Here is a 17,447-nt window from a genome sequence, read left to right on the forward strand (position 1 = left end):
CTATTTCTCTGTCTGCACTGTTATTGGCATAGTGTACAAAACACGCGCCGGCTTTCCATCTTTAGTTCCCGGAATCCATTTCGGAGAAAGTTTTATGGCACGAATTGCTTCATTTCCTATACCATAACCCAAATCTTTTACGATTTTAAATTCAGATAAACTTCCATCTCTTTCTACCATAAATTCAATTATGGCTTTACCTTCTAATTTCTGCTTTGAAACTGCTGCAGGTATTTTAAAATTCATACCTACAAGTTTATAAAATTCTTCAATTCCTCCTGGATATTCAGGTTGTTTATCCATACAATCGTTGCTGTCTTTCACTATCATTTTATCATAATCTGATTTGTCTTTCACCTTCTGGGCAATAGTTTCTGAACTGAAAACAAACAATGATAATACACAAACAATACTTACAATCAATACTTTAAACGTCATTTTAAATCGGGATTCTTTTTTAGTCATCATAATAAGGCGTTTTTTGGTTATTAAATAATTAAGATTACTGGCTAATGCTATCGTATTTTTATTGGAAGCAAAATTCAATAGCAGCTTTTGATACCTTGTAACCGACTCAAATTGAGTATTAACCTCTTCATCAGCTAAAAATTCATGGTTCAGTTTTATTGCTTTTTTGAATAAAATTATAAGCGGGTTAAACCAAAAAACAATTTGTAAAACTTCTATAAAAAGAATATCCAAAGTATGTTTTTGTTTTAAATGTGCTTTTTCGTGCGCTATTAATTCTAATGGAATTTTACCTGTTTCAAATTCTTCTTTATTGATAAAAACTGAGTTCCAAAATGAATGTGGCAATGTAGGTTCTTCTATTAAAACTACTTCTACGTCATTCAATAATTGCTTGTTATTCCTTTTAGTTTTATTATAAAACGAATACAAATTCACAAAAAACTGAACCGTAAATAACAATACGACAATGAGATAAATTATACTTAAAACAGAAATCATAAGCTGTTCTGAATTATCATTATTTAAGACTACGTTGCTGGTTCTAATGACAACTCCATCAAGTTGAATTACAGATAATGTATTCCCCAACAAAGGTCTAACCGAAATTAATTGCAACGGAATTACAAAACTAAAAACCAAACTCAACAACAAATAAGCACGATTAAAACGAAACATTTTTTCGTTTTCAAGCCATAATTTATACACTGCATAAAAAATCAAAAGCAGCATTCCTGATTTTAAAAGATAGTTTATCATTTTTTCTTTTTTTGAATTTGCGAATCGATTATTTTTTTGAGTTCTTCTAATTCTGAAGTAGACAAATTGGTTTCTGTAGTAAAAAATGAAGCAAATTGCGATGCCGAATTATTAAAGAAATTGCTAATTAAACCGTTTACATGTTTGGAGAAATAAGCTGTTTTTTTGACAAGCGGATAATATTCTCGAGAATTCCCGAATTCATTATACGCTACGAATTTCTTGTCTATCATTCGTTTTAAAAGCGTTGCAACGGTTGTTGTTGCCGGTTTTGGTTCCGGATACGCTTCGAGTAAATCTTTCATAAAAGCTTTTTCAAGCTTCCAAAGATGCTCCATTAATTGTTCTTCTGAGTTTGATAATTGTGTCATTATTTAATGTTTTCAAGTTTTTCAGTTTCAGGCAATTCCTTTTTATAAGCTTCTAAATTCCATTCAATATTCATTTTTGCCGCATATTCAGCCATAGTACCAAGCCCAACTTCAGCACGTCTCTTATCTACATTATCCGGATCTATCATCGGTGATATGTATAATTTATTAGTCGTTTTATTTTTCGAAGACTGGCTTCCATAAATTTGTTGTCTTCCTTCTCTTAAGGCTACTCTATCTTCCAGGTATGCCAGATTTCCTGGATTTGCATTACCTTTCTTAACAGCCTCTCGCATCATTGGCAAATATTTTTGCTGATATTTTAAATCAGAATGTTGTATAACCAAAAACAAGGTTTGATTGGCCTGTGCTCCAACAACATCTTTTCCAACCCAGCCCTTTTCTTCTAAAATCTTTATGACCTTAGTGAGATTAATACTGTCTTTTTTCTCATTAATTTGCCAATGCTGTCGATTTTCTTTTTATCCGAATTAGGGTCTTTATAAATTTTCATAAAATCTCCACGAATACCCTGATCCTCTGTATAAATATCCAAAAGTTCTTTTTGCAGCGGTTTATCGTAATTAGCACTCAGAATATCCATTCTCTTCTGAAGTTTATCAATTGTCACTTTCCACTCTTTTTTATTATGCAAAGCTTTTAAATCATTATCTATTTTTATGTGGGCAATGTTTTCATAACCATTATCAATTGCTAAATCCAGCCACTTAAAAGCTTTATCATCATCATTGTTTAAAGCTGCAGCGCACGCACCATTATATAAATCTGAAGATGATTTGTGTTCGATTTTAAATGCCTTTTCATAATAAACAACAGATCCTTTATAATCTTTCGCTTTATAACAATCATCCCCTTTTGCAACAAATTCTTTATAGGTTTGAGACTGCATCAATCCAATATTCACAGTAATAAAAAAGAAAGCAATTAATTTTTTCATAGGTTTAAATCGATTAGTGGTTATTTCATTTTTTGTTCCGAGATTAATTCACCGTTATTGTATTTTTTAATTTCGGTTAGTTTTCCTTTATCTGAATAGAATTTCCAGTCTCCAAAATAAAACCAATGCATTTCTACAGAATTAGATTCTAATTTTGTTTTTCCTTTTGATTGTACTTTTCCGTTTTCATAATAATATTTAACCGTGCAGATTCCGTTTTTGTATTTTTCTGTTTTGTATATTTTTCCGTTGATGTACGATTTCCATTTTTTTACGGGTTGATCGTGTTTGTAATATTCGAATGATTTGTATTGAATACTGTCTTGTGTATAATCATCAATCCAAACACCTTCTTTTTTCTTGTCAATCTTTTGATTAATTGGTTTGCTTTTGCAATTTGAAAGCATCATTCCAAAAAACAGTACGATTAGAAATTGTTTCATTTGAATATTTAACTCTACAGTTATAGTTGTTGTTCTACAAATGTAGAGATTAATTTTTAATGTGCAAGTTTTTTTTTGAGAAAAGGTACTAAGGTACTAAGTCGCTAAGGCTCTGAGGCTTTTTAGCTTAGAACTCAAAAACTTCAAGCTACCTGAGTGCGCGTTAGGGATTGAGGCGGTATCCTTTTATGAAGTAGAACGGAATAAAAGATATAGCCGAAAGCCCGACCGAAGGGAACGCCAAAAAAAGAAATTCCAATTCTAAAAATTCCAAATTCCAAAGTTGTGGAAACAAAAAAATCCGCTCATTTCTGAACGGATTTAATATTGGAAAATCTTTGTCAAAGTTTAAAACTTTGACAAAGATTCGAAACTTAAAAAAACTTTACGTCTTAGCGCCTTCGTGGCAAAACTTTATTTACTCAATTCCACAAAATACTTGTAAAACAACGGAATAGTCTCAATTCCCTTTAAGTAATTAAAGATTCCGAAATGTTCGTTTGGCGAGTGAATCGCATCTGAATCTAAACCAAAGCCCATTAGAATGGTTTTGCTTTTTAGTTCTTTTTCGAACAAAGCCACAATCGGAATACTTCCGCCTGAACGAACCGGAATTGCGGGAACTCCAAACGTTTCTGTATATGCTTTGTTTGCCGCCTGATACCCAATACTGTCAATTGGCGTTACATAACCCTGGCCTCCGTGATGCGGCGTTACTTTTACGGTAACTCCGGCAGGTGCAATGCTTGTGAAATGTTTCGTGAAAAGATCTGTGATTTCATGCCAATCCTGATTTGGAACCAAACGCATTGAGATTTTAGCAAAAGCTTTGCTCGCAATAACCGTTTTTGCTCCTTCGCCCTGATATCCGCCCCAGATTCCGTTTACGTCTAATGTTGGACGAATCGAGTTGCGTTCGTTGGTTACATATCCTTTTTCGCCGTAAACATCGTTTAGATTTAAGGCATTTTTATATTTTTCTAAACTAAAAGGCGCTTTTGCCATTTCGGCTCTTTCTTCTGTTGATAATTCCTGAACTTTGTCGTAGAATCCCGGAATTGTAATATGATTGTCTTCGTCGTGAAGTGAAGCAATCATTTTGGCCAAAACATTAATTGGGTTTGCCACTGCTCCACCGTATAAACCTGAATGTAAATCACGATTTGGACCTGTAACTTCGACCTCAACATAACTCAAACCGCGTAAACCTGTCGTGATTGACGGTTGTTGGTTAGAAATCATTCCGGTATCTGAAATTAAAATAACGTCGTTTTTCAGTTTTTCCTGATTGCGTTCTACAAACCAGGCCAAACTTGCAGAACCTACTTCTTCTTCACCTTCGATCATGAATTTTACGTTACAAGGCAACGTATTGCTTTGCACCATATATTCTAAGGCTTTTACGTGCATGTACATTTGTCCTTTGTCGTCACAGGCTCCACGGGCGAAGATTGCGCCTTCAGGATGAATTTCTGTTTTTTTAATAACCGGCTCAAAAGGTGGCGATGTCCATAATTCCATTGGATCTGGCGGTTGAACATCATAATGACCGTAAACAAGAACTGTAGGTAAATTTGGGTCAATTATTTTCTCTCCATAAATAATTGGATAGCCCGGAGTATCGCAAATTTCGACTAAATCGCAGCCTGCTTTTGATAAACTTTCTTTTACAGCCTCGGCAGTATCGATAACATCTTGTGAATATGCAGTGTCGGCACTTACCGACGGAATTTTTAATAATTCGATCAATTCGTTGATAAACCGATCTTTATGTTGTTGAACGTACGACTTAATATTTTCCATTTAAATTATTTTTATAGAAATTCAAAAATACAAAAAAGAGAATTAATATTTTTTTTCAAAAAATGCTTTGAAATTTAGAAGTTATGATTATCTTTGCACCCACAATTGAGCGGATATGGTGAAATTGGTAGACATGCCAGACTTAGGATCTGGTGCCGCAAGGCGTGTAGGTTCGAGTCCTATTATCCGCACTGAAAAAAAGCTTCTGAGAAATCAGAAGCTTTTTTGTTTTTAGGAATATTGCCGAATTTAACCGCAAATGATGGATTAAAATCCATCCCTACAATATGATCCGTTCCTCCGGAACTCTTTATAAAATTCCGGAGGAATGATTTATTTTGTAGCCAGGGATTTCAATCCCTTGAAACGCAACGTAACCCCAATATTTTCATTTCTATATTTTTACTTTTCAATTCTTCTCTTCACAATTTCCAACAATTCCTCTTTCGTCATAAAGGTGTTCAAAAAATTCTCCAAGTTTCCTTCATTAGTAACTTCTCTGAAAAAGACTTCGTGATCTGTGCCAAATAAAGTTGGATTTCCGGGATTTGGGTCAGTTAAGGCAATGTAGTAACTATCAGGAAAACCATAACTGGTAAAAAGCAGTATAAAATCTGGCGAAGGATCATTTGTTACTTTTATGATTTCAGTCAAATTTGTTTCATCATCTGTGAAATCACCGTTCCATTCGGCGTAATCTGGTGTTCCTTCTTTAAAGGGTGTAAAAGGAGAAGCTTCCCAAAAAACCTGTCCGAAGCCTTCGGTGGTTAATCTGAAATATTTTTCAATAACTTTATTGTAAAAAGCTACTTTATCTTCTTTAAAAAGTGCTTCGTTTTGATTAATAAAATCTCCAATTCCGTAAATCGGTTCTTCTTCTTCGGCGGTTGCCCAAGGTGTATCTGTTGGCCGTTGATACAAAACGGTATCAAAAGTTATGGATTGCAAATCTTCCTGAAGCGAATGACCTTTTACGTTGACTATATTTCCGCCTAATTTTTTAATCTGTTCCATAATTTCCTTTTTCATCTTTTATTCATTTAAATAACATTATTTAAAAATAGGAATTTTCAGCTTATTAAAAAAAATGAGCATGCACTTATTATAGAGTTTATCACGAAGATTTTTCCTCTGGTCAAAATGATATATTTTGAGGTTACTTTTTATGTCTCACTCCACATCCAAATAAGGATCCAAAACCTCAGCTAATTTATTCAACCAATAAAAATTATCTTCGAGATTGTTGAATTCAGTTTCTACAGTTTCGCAGCCTCTCATGGCGCATAAAGAAAGAACATAATTTACTTGTCGAATTGTCTTTGCCATATCTTCAGAATCAATTGTCTTTCTGAAAAAATCTATTAATCTGGTTTCGGTTTCTTTTGAAAAGCTGTTTTCACCCATAATTTCAATTTTTATATTACAAAAATCATGAGATTTACTTTTCAATTGAACCCATATATGAGTTCAATTTTATTTTAATTTTTCTTATACAGAATCAAATTTCGGCTAAAGCCTTTTTTCTCTCAAAACATAAAAAAACCTCCAGCTAAAGCAGGAGGCAATTCACTTAGCGCAAAAAAACCTTTGTCAAAGTTTGAAACTTTGACAAAGGTTTCTCATATTTTAAATGAACTTATATCTCTTATATGGTTTAAAATTTTAGCTATTCAATAATTCTAAAACTTTATCAACATTAATTTCACTATAATCATTAATATAAAAACTACATGGCGGAAGTTGTTCTTTTGTATGCGTACTCAACACGCCAACCACTTTCATTCCTGCATTTAAGCCCGCTGTAACGCCCGAAAAAGAGTCTTCGAAAACAATACAATCAGATGGTGAAACGCCAACACGTTTGGCAGATTCCAGATAAACTTCGGGATTTGGTTTATGAGCTTTCACGTCTTCGCTAGACATCATAGAATCCATTTTATTGCCAATTTTTAATGCATTTATAATCAAATCCAGATTCGCTCGCGGCGCCGAAGTTGCAACAGCTGTTTTAAAACCACGAGATTTTAATTCGCTTAAAAACTCCAAATAATGCGGAATCGTTTCGACTTTGTCTTTATAAACTTCACGAAACATGGCTTCTTTTTCGTCTTCCAATAAGGTAAGTTCCTCTCCGGCAATAGAACGTTTGAAGAAATGCGTCATAATATAACCGTTATGTTTTCCATACATATGCTCTTCAAACTCTTCATTTGTATACGGAATTTCATATTTATTAAAAAATGCCTCGAAAGCCTTTACATGATGCGGATTGGTGTGACAAATAACGCCATCCATATCAAAAATAACACATTGCTGTTTCATTATATATTTTGTTTTTAACGGTTCGCAAGATACTTAATTTCCCCAGAGTTGCGCGGAGGTTTTTTTAATCTCGCAAAGGCGCAAAGGCGCAAAGTTTTTTTGTTTCACGCAGATTTTAAAAAGATTTAAGCAGATATTCGCAGATAATATTATAATTAAAAATAAATCTGCTTAAATCTGGAAAATCTGCATGAAAAAATTTTTAATTATAATCAGCAAAGATTGACGATTATCATTGTAGATTCACGAGTGTGATTTCTCCTCCGTCGAAATAACATAACGTGAGGAAAAACCTGAAACCTGAAACTTGAAACAAACAAAACTTACCCAATCCAAATCTTGCTCTTAACCAAAGTCATCGTTTGTCTTAAATGCTGATTACAGGCAATCAAAATAATCAAAACCACTAAACCATAACCTACAATGGTATAAATTTCCATATCAGCCAATAAAGTCGATTGTTTGGCAACGGTGCTAAAAAGTTTTTTTAACGCCAATGTATTAGAGTCATCAGGTGAATATCCTTTTGCCATAAAACTTTGGGCGGTTTTGGTAATCGTTTCGTGCGCTTCGGGATTTTCGCCGGTCACAAACTGACTTAATTTTAAAAAGTGTTTTTTGTTTAAAAATGCCATTGCATTCTGCATGACACAAAAACCAATTGTGCTTCCCCAAAAACGTCCTGAAACACCAACAATTCCTGAAGAAACCGCCATTTTTGCCGGAACCGACGATGTGGTAAACAAGATTAACGGAACGAATAAAAACCCAACACCGATGCCTTGCAAAACATACGGAATTATAATGTCTGATAAAGCTACATCTGGCACAAAAAGAAACGTAAACCAAAAGTGAAACAACGCAATCAGTGAAAAACCGATGATAAAAATAATTTTAGTCGAAACCGATTTCATCAGAAAATAAGCGGCGAGAATCAGGCCAATTACGTTTCCTAATCCGTTAATGTATTGTACGCCTGCAACGCGCGACGGATCCCAATTCCAGATCGAAAACATCGCAGAATGACAAAGACTTAATGTTGCTCTGCTGATGTAAAAAAGGAAGAACAATAAAAACCCGATACGCAGATTGGCGTATTTAAAAACTTCGAAATTAAAGGTTGGTCTTTTCACCAAAAGTTCTTTAAAGATGAATAATCCTCCCGTAATCAAGGCAATCATGAGCATTAAAACCATTTGAGAAGACTCGAACCAATATTTTTTTCGGCATAAACAAAAAAGTAAGCACCACAGAGAATCGCCGTTAGAACCAAAATATAACTCATCCAGTCGATTTGATACAGCGGAATTTTTTTGTAATTCTGTGTCCGCGGAAAGTAACCAGAATCAAAAAAACATTCAAAACCTGAAGTCCGCCCGAAACATAAAGCATGTATTTCCAATCGTAATGATCCAGAAACCAAACGGCAATATTCATAATAAACGGCGTTGACAATAATAACGAACCGTAATAAAAGGAAAAACCAATTATTATGGCGTTTTTAGAATGAAACTGCTCTATCAATAATTGTCTGATCGTAATTACCGGAAGCGCCATTAAAATCCCCTCGAGAACGCGCAGTAATAAAAACACATAAAAATTGGTAATATACGCCGACGAAACAATCGTGATTCCGATTAAGGAATACACTGCCATCAGGTAATTTTTTGCGGGGAAAAAACTCGAAAATCGGCTTTCTATTAAAATCGTAGCGAGCAAAGTTCCGTACGTTACGCACATAGCAAACTGCAAATCTTCGGGCTCAATATCCAGAAAACTAGCTGCGTACGTTACGTTTGAAGTGTAAACTCCCAATAAAATCATGGAATGCAGCAAACAGACAAACAAAATAATAATGATTGCCCATTTTGGAACCCAGGATTTAAAAATACTTTTATCTTCCATTTTATTGGTGTTCTGCGATAACCGTGATGTTCATTCCGGCTCTTAAAAAATCGGCTTGTTTATCGGTTTCTTTCAACTGAATTCGAACCGGAATTCTTTGTTCGATTTTTACGAAGTTTCCTGTTGCATTATCCGGAGGCAATAACGAAAATCTCGCGCCACTTGCCGGAGACAATGATTTAATAACTCCCGTAAATTCTTTATCATTTACAGCATCGGCCTGAATTTTTACTTCCTGACCAACGGTTAAATACTGCAATTGTGTTTCTTTAAAATTGGCCGTAATCCATTTTTCTTTACTTACTATAGAAAGCAGCGATTGCCCTTCTTTTACCATTTGTCCCGGCTGCAAGATTCTTTTCCCAACCCAGCCGTCGTAAGGTGCGGTAATTATGGTGTACGAAAGAAACAACGCCGCATTATCTGCCACAGCTTGTTTCGATTCGATAATCGTTTGCGCCGTAGGAACATTGGCCTGCGCCTGCGAAGTACTTAAATTAGAAGACTGAATTCGGTCCTGCATTTCTTTATAATGCGCTTGCGCCGATTCGTAATCTGCTTTAACTTTCTCTAATTGTTGAGACGTTGCCGCTTCTTCTTTTACCAAAGCCTGATAACGTTCGTATTCTAATTTTGTTTTCCAAAGATTGGTTTTGGCTCCAGCCAATTGTGATTCACCAATAACCGTTGAAATTGCCGTAGTCGCTACATTTTTTTGAGCCACAACACTGCTTTGTTTAGCACTTTGAACATCGGCAAGAGCCACATTCAGTTTTGATTTGTATTCTCGATTATCAATCACAACCAAAGTATCACCTTTATGCACAAACTGATTTTCCTCAAAACGAACTTCCTGAACATAACCTGTAATTCGCGACATAATTGGCGTCACATATTGCTCGATCTGTGCATCATTAGTTTCCTCGTGATTGCTATTGAATACATAAAACCAAATTCCTAAAATAACACCACTTATTATAAGCGTACACGCAATAATTGTTATTATGATATGAAACGTTCTGTTTCTTCTAGTTTCATTCTTTATCTTAACCATAAACTCTATATCTTTTGTTGTCTATTTTCTATTCTCTATATTCTATTCTCTTGCCTCTTTCTTCTAACTTCTTTCTTCTCAAAACTCATAACTCTGAGGCATAATCCCAGCCGTGTGAAGCAATTCGTAATGTTTGAGAATCGCATCAAGTCGTGTAGAAATTTTATTGTATTTCGCCTGAAGCAACGCATTATCGGCATCAACCATTTCAGTTATTAAAACCAATTGGTTTAGGTATTTCAGTTTTACGATTCGGTAATTTTCATTCGCCAAATCCAAAGCTTTATCCACAACCACAAATTTTTCAAGGATTTCCTGATATTGTGTATGTTCCTTAAACAGCTTATCCTGAATTTCATCTTTTATAATTTCAGACTGCATTTTCTGCCATTCGATTTCTGTACTGGCTTGTTGTACTTTGGTTTTGTTTTTATACAAAGCCGAAATGTCAAAATGCGCTTCGATACCAATTTGCCCTAAAGTGTACAAATACGGGTTTGGCGGGAAGAATTTGTAGTTGGGATAATAAAAACCATAATTCCCAAAGAAGTTTACCGTAGGCAGATAGTTTCCTTTAACCAGCTTTAGTTCTGTTTTTTTGATGTTTAATTCCTGGCTTGCTATTCGCATCTCTTCATTCTGAAAAGCTTTTTCCAAATAAAAATCATACGGATCTAAGCCATTCAATTCATCCATATTCGCTGTTGTATCGATGGTAATTTCTTCTGTTTCCGGAAGCTGGATCAACGTTTTTAAATCGTGAAGCGCGATTTTTATGTTTTTGGAGTTTGTAAGCGAATTCAATTCACGGTCCGAAAGTTGTAATTCGGCTCTAATAACTTCATTTTTGGTTATCGTTCCATGTTTTTGCAGTGACTGCACTTCTTTTAATCGGCTTTTTTCTTCTTTAATGTTTTCTTCAAAAATTTTCTGAAGTTCCATCATTTTATAAATCGCCAGATAATTTGCCACCACTTCAAGCTCGATATCATTTTCGGTCTTTTCTGTTTTTATTTTGGCGATTTCACTTTCCTGATTGGCAATTTTGATAGCGTTATTGATTTTATTTCCAGCATAAATTGGCATTTTAAAGCTTGAATTAACCTGATAAATTTCAGGAATTGCCTTCGTTACTTCTTTGCCATTCAAAAAACCATTGCCTTTGAATTCGGTAATATTGGTAATTCTGGAATATTCGCCGTTTAATTCGATATCCGGCAAACGGAGTTCTTTTCTTTCTTTGATATTTTGCTCTGAAAGCGTAGTCTCTAATTGCGATCTAAGGATTTTTTTATTGTTTTCTTTCGCCAGTTTCAACGCTTCGTTTAACGAAACGGCATGAATTTCCTGAGCCTGTAAACTATTAAATGTCAATACAATTAGAAATAGCAACACGATTTTGAGAAAACAATCTTCTGTAGAATTTGTTATTTTAAGGAACATGAATATATAAATATTTTGATACTGCAAAGTTCCTGCATTTTTCTCATGACTGATAATTCTAAAAAGTCAATAACATATTCATTTCGGACAAGAATATTTGTTTTGATTGCCCACAGATTTTACGGATTTAGGCAGATGTACACGGATTATTTTTAGTAAATAAAGTTATCTAGTAGATTTGGGCTTCACATAATCGCAAGATTTTTAAACAAAACCTGTGTAGATCCGTTCAAACCCGTCAAATCCGTGTGCCATTATTCACTTTCTATTTTTTCCTCAAAACATCCTCCCCATTTAAATAATCAGAAGGTCTTTGACCCAGGATTTTAAAAAAGTATTACTAAATGTAGGAACGCTGCTATAACCAACTTCCTGCGCCACTTCTTTAACCGAAAGTTTTCTGTCAAGCAAAAATTCAATCGCTTTCAAAATTCTTCGAATCGTATAATATTGAATGAAAGACATTTTAAGATCTTTTTGAAACAAGCGATACAAAGAGCGTTCGCTATACCCAAATTCATGCGCCACATCGGCAAACAGAATTGTTTCGCCAAGATTATTTTCAATATGTCTCAGGATTTTACCCAAACGCGGGTCTTTTGGCAAAGGCAGTTCCAAAGGTAAATTAGTTAAACATATTTGAGGTAAAATTGCTTTGATAGCTTTTGCAATCACAAAATTTGGACTTCCTTTTTTCAAATCGCCGTTCCATTGATTGGTAAAAAGCATCATTTGAAGCAGTAAATTATTTACCGGATAAATACCTTCATTTTGATAAAATTCATCTTCATTTTTTTCAACCGGAAAATACAAATTTCGCATCATCACATTTTCAGATTTTGGATGAATACTATGTGCTACATTTGCCGGAATCCATATAAAATGCCGTGCTGGCAAGAAATACGTTTTGGTTTCTGTAGTTACAAAAACGACATCGCCTTCAGCATACAGCATTTGTGCTTTATCATGTTTGTGTGTCGGAACCAACAATTCTCCCATCAAATCGTGATGACAATAAATGCTTTTTTTATCGGCATCTACTTTTTTGATGTAATACTTGTCTACTTTAAAAGTTGATTGTTCCATTGAATATCTTTCTAGCGAAATTTAAATTCCAATATTTTAAAATTCCAAATTCCAAAGCTGGATTGTAAGTTCGCAAAGTAAAAACGCAAAGTTCGCTTGGGATACATAAATATAGGGAAATTTAAATTCCAAATTCCAATCTTGGATTGTAAAGATTTACCACAGCACGCAAGGCAAAAGCGCAATCCCGACACCTCGGGACGCAAAGCTTTATCAAAATCATAGCCAATGGTTTCAACCATTGGAGCGCAATGCATTTGCTTCAATATAAATAATCTCAACACGTCTCCCAAGGTTGAAACCTTGAGCTATATTTGAAATACAAAAATATAAAAGCAAAAAAAACTCCAAATTCCAATGATATCGGTATTTAATTGGAATTTGGAATTTTCTATTTGGAATTTATTTTTAGAAAACTTTCTAAAATAAAAAAGCCTTTCCGTTAAGAAAGGCTTCTCCCAATATTTGCGGTCTGGACGGGACTCGAACCCGCGACCCCATGCGTGACAGGCATGTATTCTAACCAACTGAACTACCAAACCAACTGCGTTATTGTGACTGCAAAAATACAATAGAACTTTGATTCTGCAAGGGTTTTTACGAATAAAAATTGATAAAATTTTAAAAGGTTAAATTCCAATATTTTATCCCGAAGCCCCGGGACCAAATTCCAATTAAATATGCAGATCTTTGTCAAAGTTTCGAATTTTTATAGAGATTTTTCATACAGAAATATTCATCACCTTGCTAAACATAGCCCGTGGTTTCAACCACGGGGTCACAATCATGATCACAATCCATATCACCGTGGTTGAAACCACGGGTTATGTCTAAAATCCAATTCAATAAATCATTATAAACGCAAAGGTTCGCAAAGCTATGAATAAACTTTGCGAACCTTTGCGTATCCCGAGCCTTCGGGATTGCGCTCTTTGCGGCAAAACCAAAAGTGTTATAAATCAAAAAAGCCATCCACAAAAGTGGAAAGCTTTTCATTGGTCTAACTACTAAACCAGCTACGAGTTACAAATTCGTAGCAAAACAACACAACTAATCTTAGATACCGTATTTGGGCAAAAAAGCCTTTCCGTTAAGAAAGGCTTTTCCCAATATTGCGGTCTGGACGGGACTCGAACCCGCGACCCCATGCGTGACAGGCATGTATTCTAACCAACTGAACTACCAAACCTCTGCGTTATTGCGGTTGCAAAGATAGTACAGAATTTCATTTCTGCAAGTGTTTTGATAAAAAAAATTAAATATATTTTTAATTCCTTAGCCAAAGTTTTGTTTTTCAACTAAATATGTAGTCAATATTTTTTCAAAATTGTCACCCACATTTACCGGAACGTACTTAATTTGGTTCTTCGCGCAGGTTAAAGCGAGTTCTTTAAAATAACTTTCTGCCCTTTTTTCATATTCTGCTTTTACATTATCGGCAAAAATAGATACTTCTTCGCCAGATTCTAAGTCAATGAACTTTCTTGGCGTGTTATCAAAATCAAATTTTAGCTCTGTTGCATTATCAACAACATGAAACAAAATCACTCTGTGTTTGTTGTGTTTTAAATGTTGTAAAGCGTTAAATAACTTCTCATCATCTTCAGACTGAAACATATCTGTAAACAAAATAATCATCGAACGACGGTGCATTTTCTCTGCAATTTGATGCAAATACGTAATCGTATCGGTGGTTTTTTTGACTTTTGGCTGTTCTAACAATTGTTCTAATTTATTGAGCAGCATTCTATGATGGCGATCGCTTCCTTTTTCGGGAGCGTAATATTCGTAATTATCTGAGAAAACACTTAAACCAACCGCATCACGCTGTTTCTTTAAAATATTCATCAAAACTGCCGATGCCAAAACGGCAAAACCAATCTTCTTTTCATAAAAAGGCTGATTCGATTTTAGTTCCGGATAATGCATCGACGACGAATTATCGACAATAATATGACAGCGCATATTGGTTTCTTCCTCAAAACGTTTCGTATACAAACGATCGGTTTTGGCAAACAATTTCCAGTCGATGTGTTTGGTGCTTTCTCCGGCATTATACACTTTATGCTCAGCAAATTCGGCAGAAAATCCATGAAACGGGCTTTTATGCATTCCGGATATAAAACCTTCCACAACCTGATTTGCCAGCATTTCGAGATGCTGAAAACTCGAGACTTTCTCTATTTCCGTTTCAATTTTCATTCGGTTTCTTTTTTAATATTTTGGGCGCGATACAAAGCATCTGTCGCCTGAAATAATTTTCGTTTTAATATCGGACTAAAATTAGGGTTTTCTTTTAAGAATTGCTGCACTTCATCAAAAGCATATTTAGAAGAATAACGACCAATGGTTCCGCTTAGCCAGTCTTTCGGGAAAAATATATCTCCGGTTCGCTGAATTTCATCGGTCAAATCCAAACAAAATCTCAAATGTTTTTGAGCGCTTTCCTGACGCAGCGGATGAAAAACATTTCCTAAAGCCGACGAAACCCAGGATTCTTTTTCTCTGTTTTTCTCTTCTTTTAATGATTGAATAAATGCATCACGAACAGATTCTTCTTTTGATAATGAAGGTAATAAAAACTCAAATCGCTTTTGCCTGTCCGGATTTGTAATTGCTGCTTTCGTTTTATTCAGGATTTCATCTGCTTTTTCATGCTTAAAGATAGCCAAATTCATAGCGATATTGGTATAATCGTCTTCGTTTAATTTCAAATTTGCGATCACAATTTCCTTATTCCAAATCTGATATAATTTGGCTTTCGCCGGATCTGAATACGCAATTGAGCTAAATAAATTAAACAAAGTCTTTTTAATATTCCCCGTTAAATTGGTCTGTAAACGATTGTAAACTAAATCTTCAAATTGTTTTTGAGTGGCGTTTTGTTGTTTTTCAGTTAGAAATCTCCAAAAAATACCGCTTGCATTATTTGTCAGTATTTTTAAAACTAATTCGTTCTCTTCGAGTTGAATTCCTTTTAAAAAACAATCAAAAGCTTTAGTTGGTGCAATATTTCCCGTTAAGGTATTTTCATAAAGATTACTATAACTCGATGCTCTTGCAACCTCATCTTTTAAGTTTGAAATAAAGTTTAAATTATTCCCGTCAAGCGGAAAAACACCGTAACCAAAACCATTATAATTGTAAATAATACTCAATGGTTTTTCAAGTCCGATTGCCTCTTTTAAAATCGTCTTTTTATCCTTTACAGCAACATCAATTACTTTTACATTATCAGCATAAACCAACCCTATTTGAAAAACCTGAGGCCAGATATTGTTAGATTTATCTTCGGCTTGTTGATTGATTTCGAACTTTTTGATTCGGTTTTTAGCATCATATTCTACTTTATCCGAAAAAATCGCTCTTCCTGATTTATTCACCCAAACTTCACTCCATTTTTTCATATCGAGCGGCGTTTCGGCATCCAGAATTTCTACGAGATTATTCCAATCTGCATTATCGTTGGCGTATTTTTGAATGTATTTTTCAATTCCTTTCTGAAAAGCTTCCTTGCTCATTGTAGCTTCCAACTGACGCATCATAATGGGCGCTTTGTTATAAATAATGCTTCCGTAAAGAGAACCGGCATCTTTTAAATTGGCTAAATGTTGTCTTATCGGATGTGTTCCCAAAGAACGATCTTCGGCGAAAGCCCCGGAATAATGCGTTGTAAAAAATTGCAGATTATGATTGATTTTCGGGAAAATCGGATTCATGATTTTGTCTGCCATAAAATTCGCAAACACTTCTTTCATCCACACATCATCAAACCATTTCATGGTCACTAAATCGCCAAACCACATATGCGAAGTTTCGTGAGCGATTAATTTGGCACGGCTTAATTTTAATTCGTCAGTCGCGGTATTATCCAAAAACAAAGCCGATTCTTTGTACTGAATAGCTCCAACATGCTCCATTCCGCCATATTGAAATTCAGGAATCGACGCAAAATCCAGCTTTTGAAACGGAAACGGATAATTAGTATATTTTTCTAAGAATTCTAAAGATTGCTGGTGCAGTTTAAAAATGGTATCGGTACTTGTTTGAAGCTTTTCGGGATTGTTTTCGCGATACAGCATTGTCATTTCTCGATTGCCCCGTTTTTGAGTGACGCTTTTGAATTTCCCGGCAACAAAGGAGAACAAATAAGTACTCATTTTATCTGATTCATTAAAAGTGTAATTGACAAAATCACCTTTTTCAGATTTGTTGTTTACATCGGCTCCAGCCAAAACTGTCCAGTCTTTTGGAACTTGTAAAGCCATATTATAAGTCGCCTTAATATCTGGCTGATCAAAACATGGAAACAACGTACTTGCGCGATCCGGAACTAGTAAAGTATATAAATAATCATCGTTTCGGTTTAATGATAAATTACCGGCGATAAATGAAATTGCAATTTTATTTTTTCCTGAAATCAAACTTTCAGCAGGAATAATAATATGCCCTTTTTCGTGTAAAACGGTAATACTTTTTCCGTTTGCTTCAATTGATTTTATGTTCTGCGTTTTTTCTTTAAAATCTAAATATAATGGCTGGCTTATATCTGATAAAGTCAAATACAACTTCATTTCCGATTTAATATCATCATTTTTTTGATATGGAATTTCGAATAATAAATCATAAGAAACATCAGAGATTTGATGTTTTCTAAAAATAGCCAATTGTTCTGAAACTCCATTTTCTAAAACAACACTTTCTTTTTGTTTTGATTGAGAAAAACCAATTGTTACGATTGTAAAAAAGCAAAGAAAACTATAAAAGATTTTCATTTTTCGAGGAATATTTAATTCGTAAAAATAAAAAAAGTTTGCCACGAATCGCAGTAATTT

The 17,447-nt window shown here is 34.6% G+C and carries 16 protein-coding genes and 3 tRNA genes; 1 reads left to right on the forward strand and 18 read right to left on the reverse strand.

Annotated elements, in window-relative coordinates; genetic code table 11:
* From ACZZZT_RS00695 to ACZZZT_RS00720, 6 genes are all read right to left on the reverse strand, one after another.
* A complete protein-coding gene (locus tag ACZZZT_RS00695; protein WP_463459106.1) occupies window positions 1-1,227 on the reverse strand; it encodes a M56 family metallopeptidase in 1,227 nt (408 codons plus the stop codon).
* A complete protein-coding gene (locus ACZZZT_RS00700) occupies window positions 1,224-1,598 on the reverse strand; it encodes a BlaI/MecI/CopY family transcriptional regulator (protein WP_073394751.1) in 375 nt (124 codons plus the stop codon). The genes ACZZZT_RS00695 and ACZZZT_RS00700 overlap by 4 nt, the downstream gene beginning before the upstream one ends.
* A complete protein-coding gene (locus ACZZZT_RS00705) occupies window positions 1,598-2,056 on the reverse strand; it encodes a DUF6624 domain-containing protein (RefSeq protein ID WP_463462360.1) in 459 nt (152 codons plus the stop codon). The genes ACZZZT_RS00700 and ACZZZT_RS00705 overlap by 1 nt, the downstream gene beginning before the upstream one ends.
* Window positions 2,014-2,556: a TPR end-of-group domain-containing protein gene (locus ACZZZT_RS00710; protein ID WP_463459107.1), complete on the reverse strand. Its 543-nt coding sequence runs from the start codon at window positions 2,554-2,556 to the stop codon at window positions 2,014-2,016. The genes ACZZZT_RS00705 and ACZZZT_RS00710 overlap by 43 nt, the downstream gene beginning before the upstream one ends.
* Window positions 2,557-2,576: 20 nt before the next feature.
* On the reverse strand, window positions 2,577-2,999 hold the full coding sequence (locus tag ACZZZT_RS00715) for a toxin-antitoxin system YwqK family antitoxin (RefSeq protein ID WP_463459108.1): 423 nt from the start codon (window positions 2,997-2,999) through the stop codon (window positions 2,577-2,579).
* A 414-nt stretch (window positions 3,000-3,413) separates the two neighbouring features.
* Complete coding sequence (locus ACZZZT_RS00720) at window positions 3,414-4,802, reverse strand: dipeptidase (RefSeq protein ID WP_073394745.1); 1,389 nt, start codon at window positions 4,800-4,802, stop codon at window positions 3,414-3,416.
* Between the two features lie 109 nt (window positions 4,803-4,911).
* On the opposite strand from ACZZZT_RS00720, the gene ACZZZT_RS00725 reads away from it, so the two are divergent.
* Window positions 4,912-4,993, forward strand: a tRNA-Leu gene (locus ACZZZT_RS00725).
* 211 nt (window positions 4,994-5,204) lie between these two features.
* Here the strand turns inward: ACZZZT_RS00725 and ACZZZT_RS00730 are convergent.
* The 12 genes from ACZZZT_RS00730 to ACZZZT_RS00785 all read right to left on the reverse strand — a co-directional run bounded on the left by ACZZZT_RS00730 (window position 5,205) and on the right by ACZZZT_RS00785 (window position 17,387).
* Window positions 5,205-5,831, reverse strand: a complete 627-nt coding sequence (locus tag ACZZZT_RS00730) for a hypothetical protein (protein WP_463459109.1) — start codon at window positions 5,829-5,831, stop codon at window positions 5,205-5,207.
* A 141-nt stretch (window positions 5,832-5,972) separates the two neighbouring features.
* Window positions 5,973-6,206, reverse strand: a complete 234-nt coding sequence (locus ACZZZT_RS00735) for a hypothetical protein (protein WP_463459110.1) — start codon at window positions 6,204-6,206, stop codon at window positions 5,973-5,975.
* Between the two features lie 258 nt (window positions 6,207-6,464).
* Window positions 6,465-7,124 carry an HAD family hydrolase gene (locus ACZZZT_RS00740; protein ID WP_463459111.1) on the reverse strand — a complete coding sequence of 220 codons (660 nt, stop codon included), beginning with the start codon at window positions 7,122-7,124 and terminating at the stop codon, window positions 6,465-6,467.
* Window positions 7,125-7,447: 323 nt separating this feature from the next.
* The gene (locus ACZZZT_RS00745; RefSeq protein ID WP_463459112.1) at window positions 7,448-8,311 is read right to left on the reverse strand and encodes an efflux MFS transporter permease; all 864 of its coding nucleotides are present in this window, start codon (window positions 8,309-8,311) and stop codon (window positions 7,448-7,450) included.
* Between the two features lie 94 nt (window positions 8,312-8,405).
* Complete coding sequence (locus ACZZZT_RS00750; protein ID WP_463459113.1) at window positions 8,406-9,029, reverse strand: hypothetical protein; 624 nt, start codon at window positions 9,027-9,029, stop codon at window positions 8,406-8,408.
* A gap of 1 nt (window position 9,030) precedes the next feature.
* Complete coding sequence (locus ACZZZT_RS00755; protein ID WP_463459114.1) at window positions 9,031-10,083, reverse strand: HlyD family secretion protein; 1,053 nt, start codon at window positions 10,081-10,083, stop codon at window positions 9,031-9,033.
* Window positions 10,084-10,161: 78 nt separating this feature from the next.
* Window positions 10,162-11,478: a TolC family protein gene (locus ACZZZT_RS00760; RefSeq protein WP_302094371.1), complete on the reverse strand. Its 1,317-nt coding sequence runs from the start codon at window positions 11,476-11,478 to the stop codon at window positions 10,162-10,164.
* Window positions 11,479-11,820: 342 nt separating this feature from the next.
* Window positions 11,821-12,612: an AraC family transcriptional regulator gene (locus ACZZZT_RS00765; RefSeq protein WP_463459115.1), complete on the reverse strand. Its 792-nt coding sequence runs from the start codon at window positions 12,610-12,612 to the stop codon at window positions 11,821-11,823.
* A gap of 468 nt (window positions 12,613-13,080) precedes the next feature.
* Window positions 13,081-13,154 (reverse strand) — tRNA-Asp (locus ACZZZT_RS00770).
* Between the two features lie 573 nt (window positions 13,155-13,727).
* A tRNA-Asp gene (locus ACZZZT_RS00775) sits at window positions 13,728-13,801 on the reverse strand.
* A gap of 86 nt (window positions 13,802-13,887) precedes the next feature.
* Complete coding sequence (locus ACZZZT_RS00780) at window positions 13,888-14,814, reverse strand: DUF58 domain-containing protein (protein WP_042563353.1); 927 nt, start codon at window positions 14,812-14,814, stop codon at window positions 13,888-13,890.
* A complete protein-coding gene (locus tag ACZZZT_RS00785) occupies window positions 14,811-17,387 on the reverse strand; it encodes a M1 family metallopeptidase (protein WP_463459116.1) in 2,577 nt (858 codons plus the stop codon). Before ACZZZT_RS00785 ends, ACZZZT_RS00780 begins: the two co-directional genes overlap by 4 nt.
* Window positions 17,388-17,447: the final 60 nt, after the last annotated feature.

It is taken from the genome of Flavobacterium sp. AC274, from assembly GCF_979258275.1.

Coding starts and splice junctions, on each gene's coding strand:
- ACZZZT_RS00695 (WP_463459106.1), bottom strand. CDS start 1,227: ATGATAAACTATCTTTTAAAATCAGGAATGCTGCTTTTGATTTTTTAT.
- ACZZZT_RS00700 (WP_073394751.1), bottom strand. CDS start 1,598: ATGACACAATTATCAAACTCAGAAGAACAATTAATGGAGCATCTTTGG.
- ACZZZT_RS00710 (WP_463459107.1), bottom strand. CDS start 2,556: ATGAAAAAATTAATTGCTTTCTTTTTTATTACTGTGAATATTGGATTG.
- ACZZZT_RS00715 (WP_463459108.1), bottom strand. CDS start 2,999: ATGAAACAATTTCTAATCGTACTGTTTTTTGGAATGATGCTTTCAAAT.
- ACZZZT_RS00720 (WP_073394745.1), bottom strand. CDS start 4,802: ATGGAAAATATTAAGTCGTACGTTCAACAACATAAAGATCGGTTTATC.
- ACZZZT_RS00730 (WP_463459109.1), bottom strand. CDS start 5,831: ATGAAAAAGGAAATTATGGAACAGATTAAAAAATTAGGCGGAAATATA.
- ACZZZT_RS00735 (WP_463459110.1), bottom strand. CDS start 6,206: ATGGGTGAAAACAGCTTTTCAAAAGAAACCGAAACCAGATTAATAGAT.
- ACZZZT_RS00740 (WP_463459111.1), bottom strand. CDS start 7,124: ATGAAACAGCAATGTGTTATTTTTGATATGGATGGCGTTATTTGTCAC.
- ACZZZT_RS00745 (WP_463459112.1), bottom strand. CDS start 8,311: ATGCTCATGATTGCCTTGATTACGGGAGGATTATTCATCTTTAAAGAA.
- ACZZZT_RS00750 (WP_463459113.1), bottom strand. CDS start 9,029: ATGGAAGATAAAAGTATTTTTAAATCCTGGGTTCCAAAATGGGCAATC.
- ACZZZT_RS00755 (WP_463459114.1), bottom strand. CDS start 10,083: ATGGTTAAGATAAAGAATGAAACTAGAAGAAACAGAACGTTTCATATC.
- ACZZZT_RS00765 (WP_463459115.1), bottom strand. CDS start 12,612: ATGGAACAATCAACTTTTAAAGTAGACAAGTATTACATCAAAAAAGTA.
- ACZZZT_RS00780 (WP_042563353.1), bottom strand. CDS start 14,814: ATGAAAATTGAAACGGAAATAGAGAAAGTCTCGAGTTTTCAGCATCTC.
- ACZZZT_RS00785 (WP_463459116.1), bottom strand. CDS start 17,387: ATGAAAATCTTTTATAGTTTTCTTTGCTTTTTTACAATCGTAACAATT.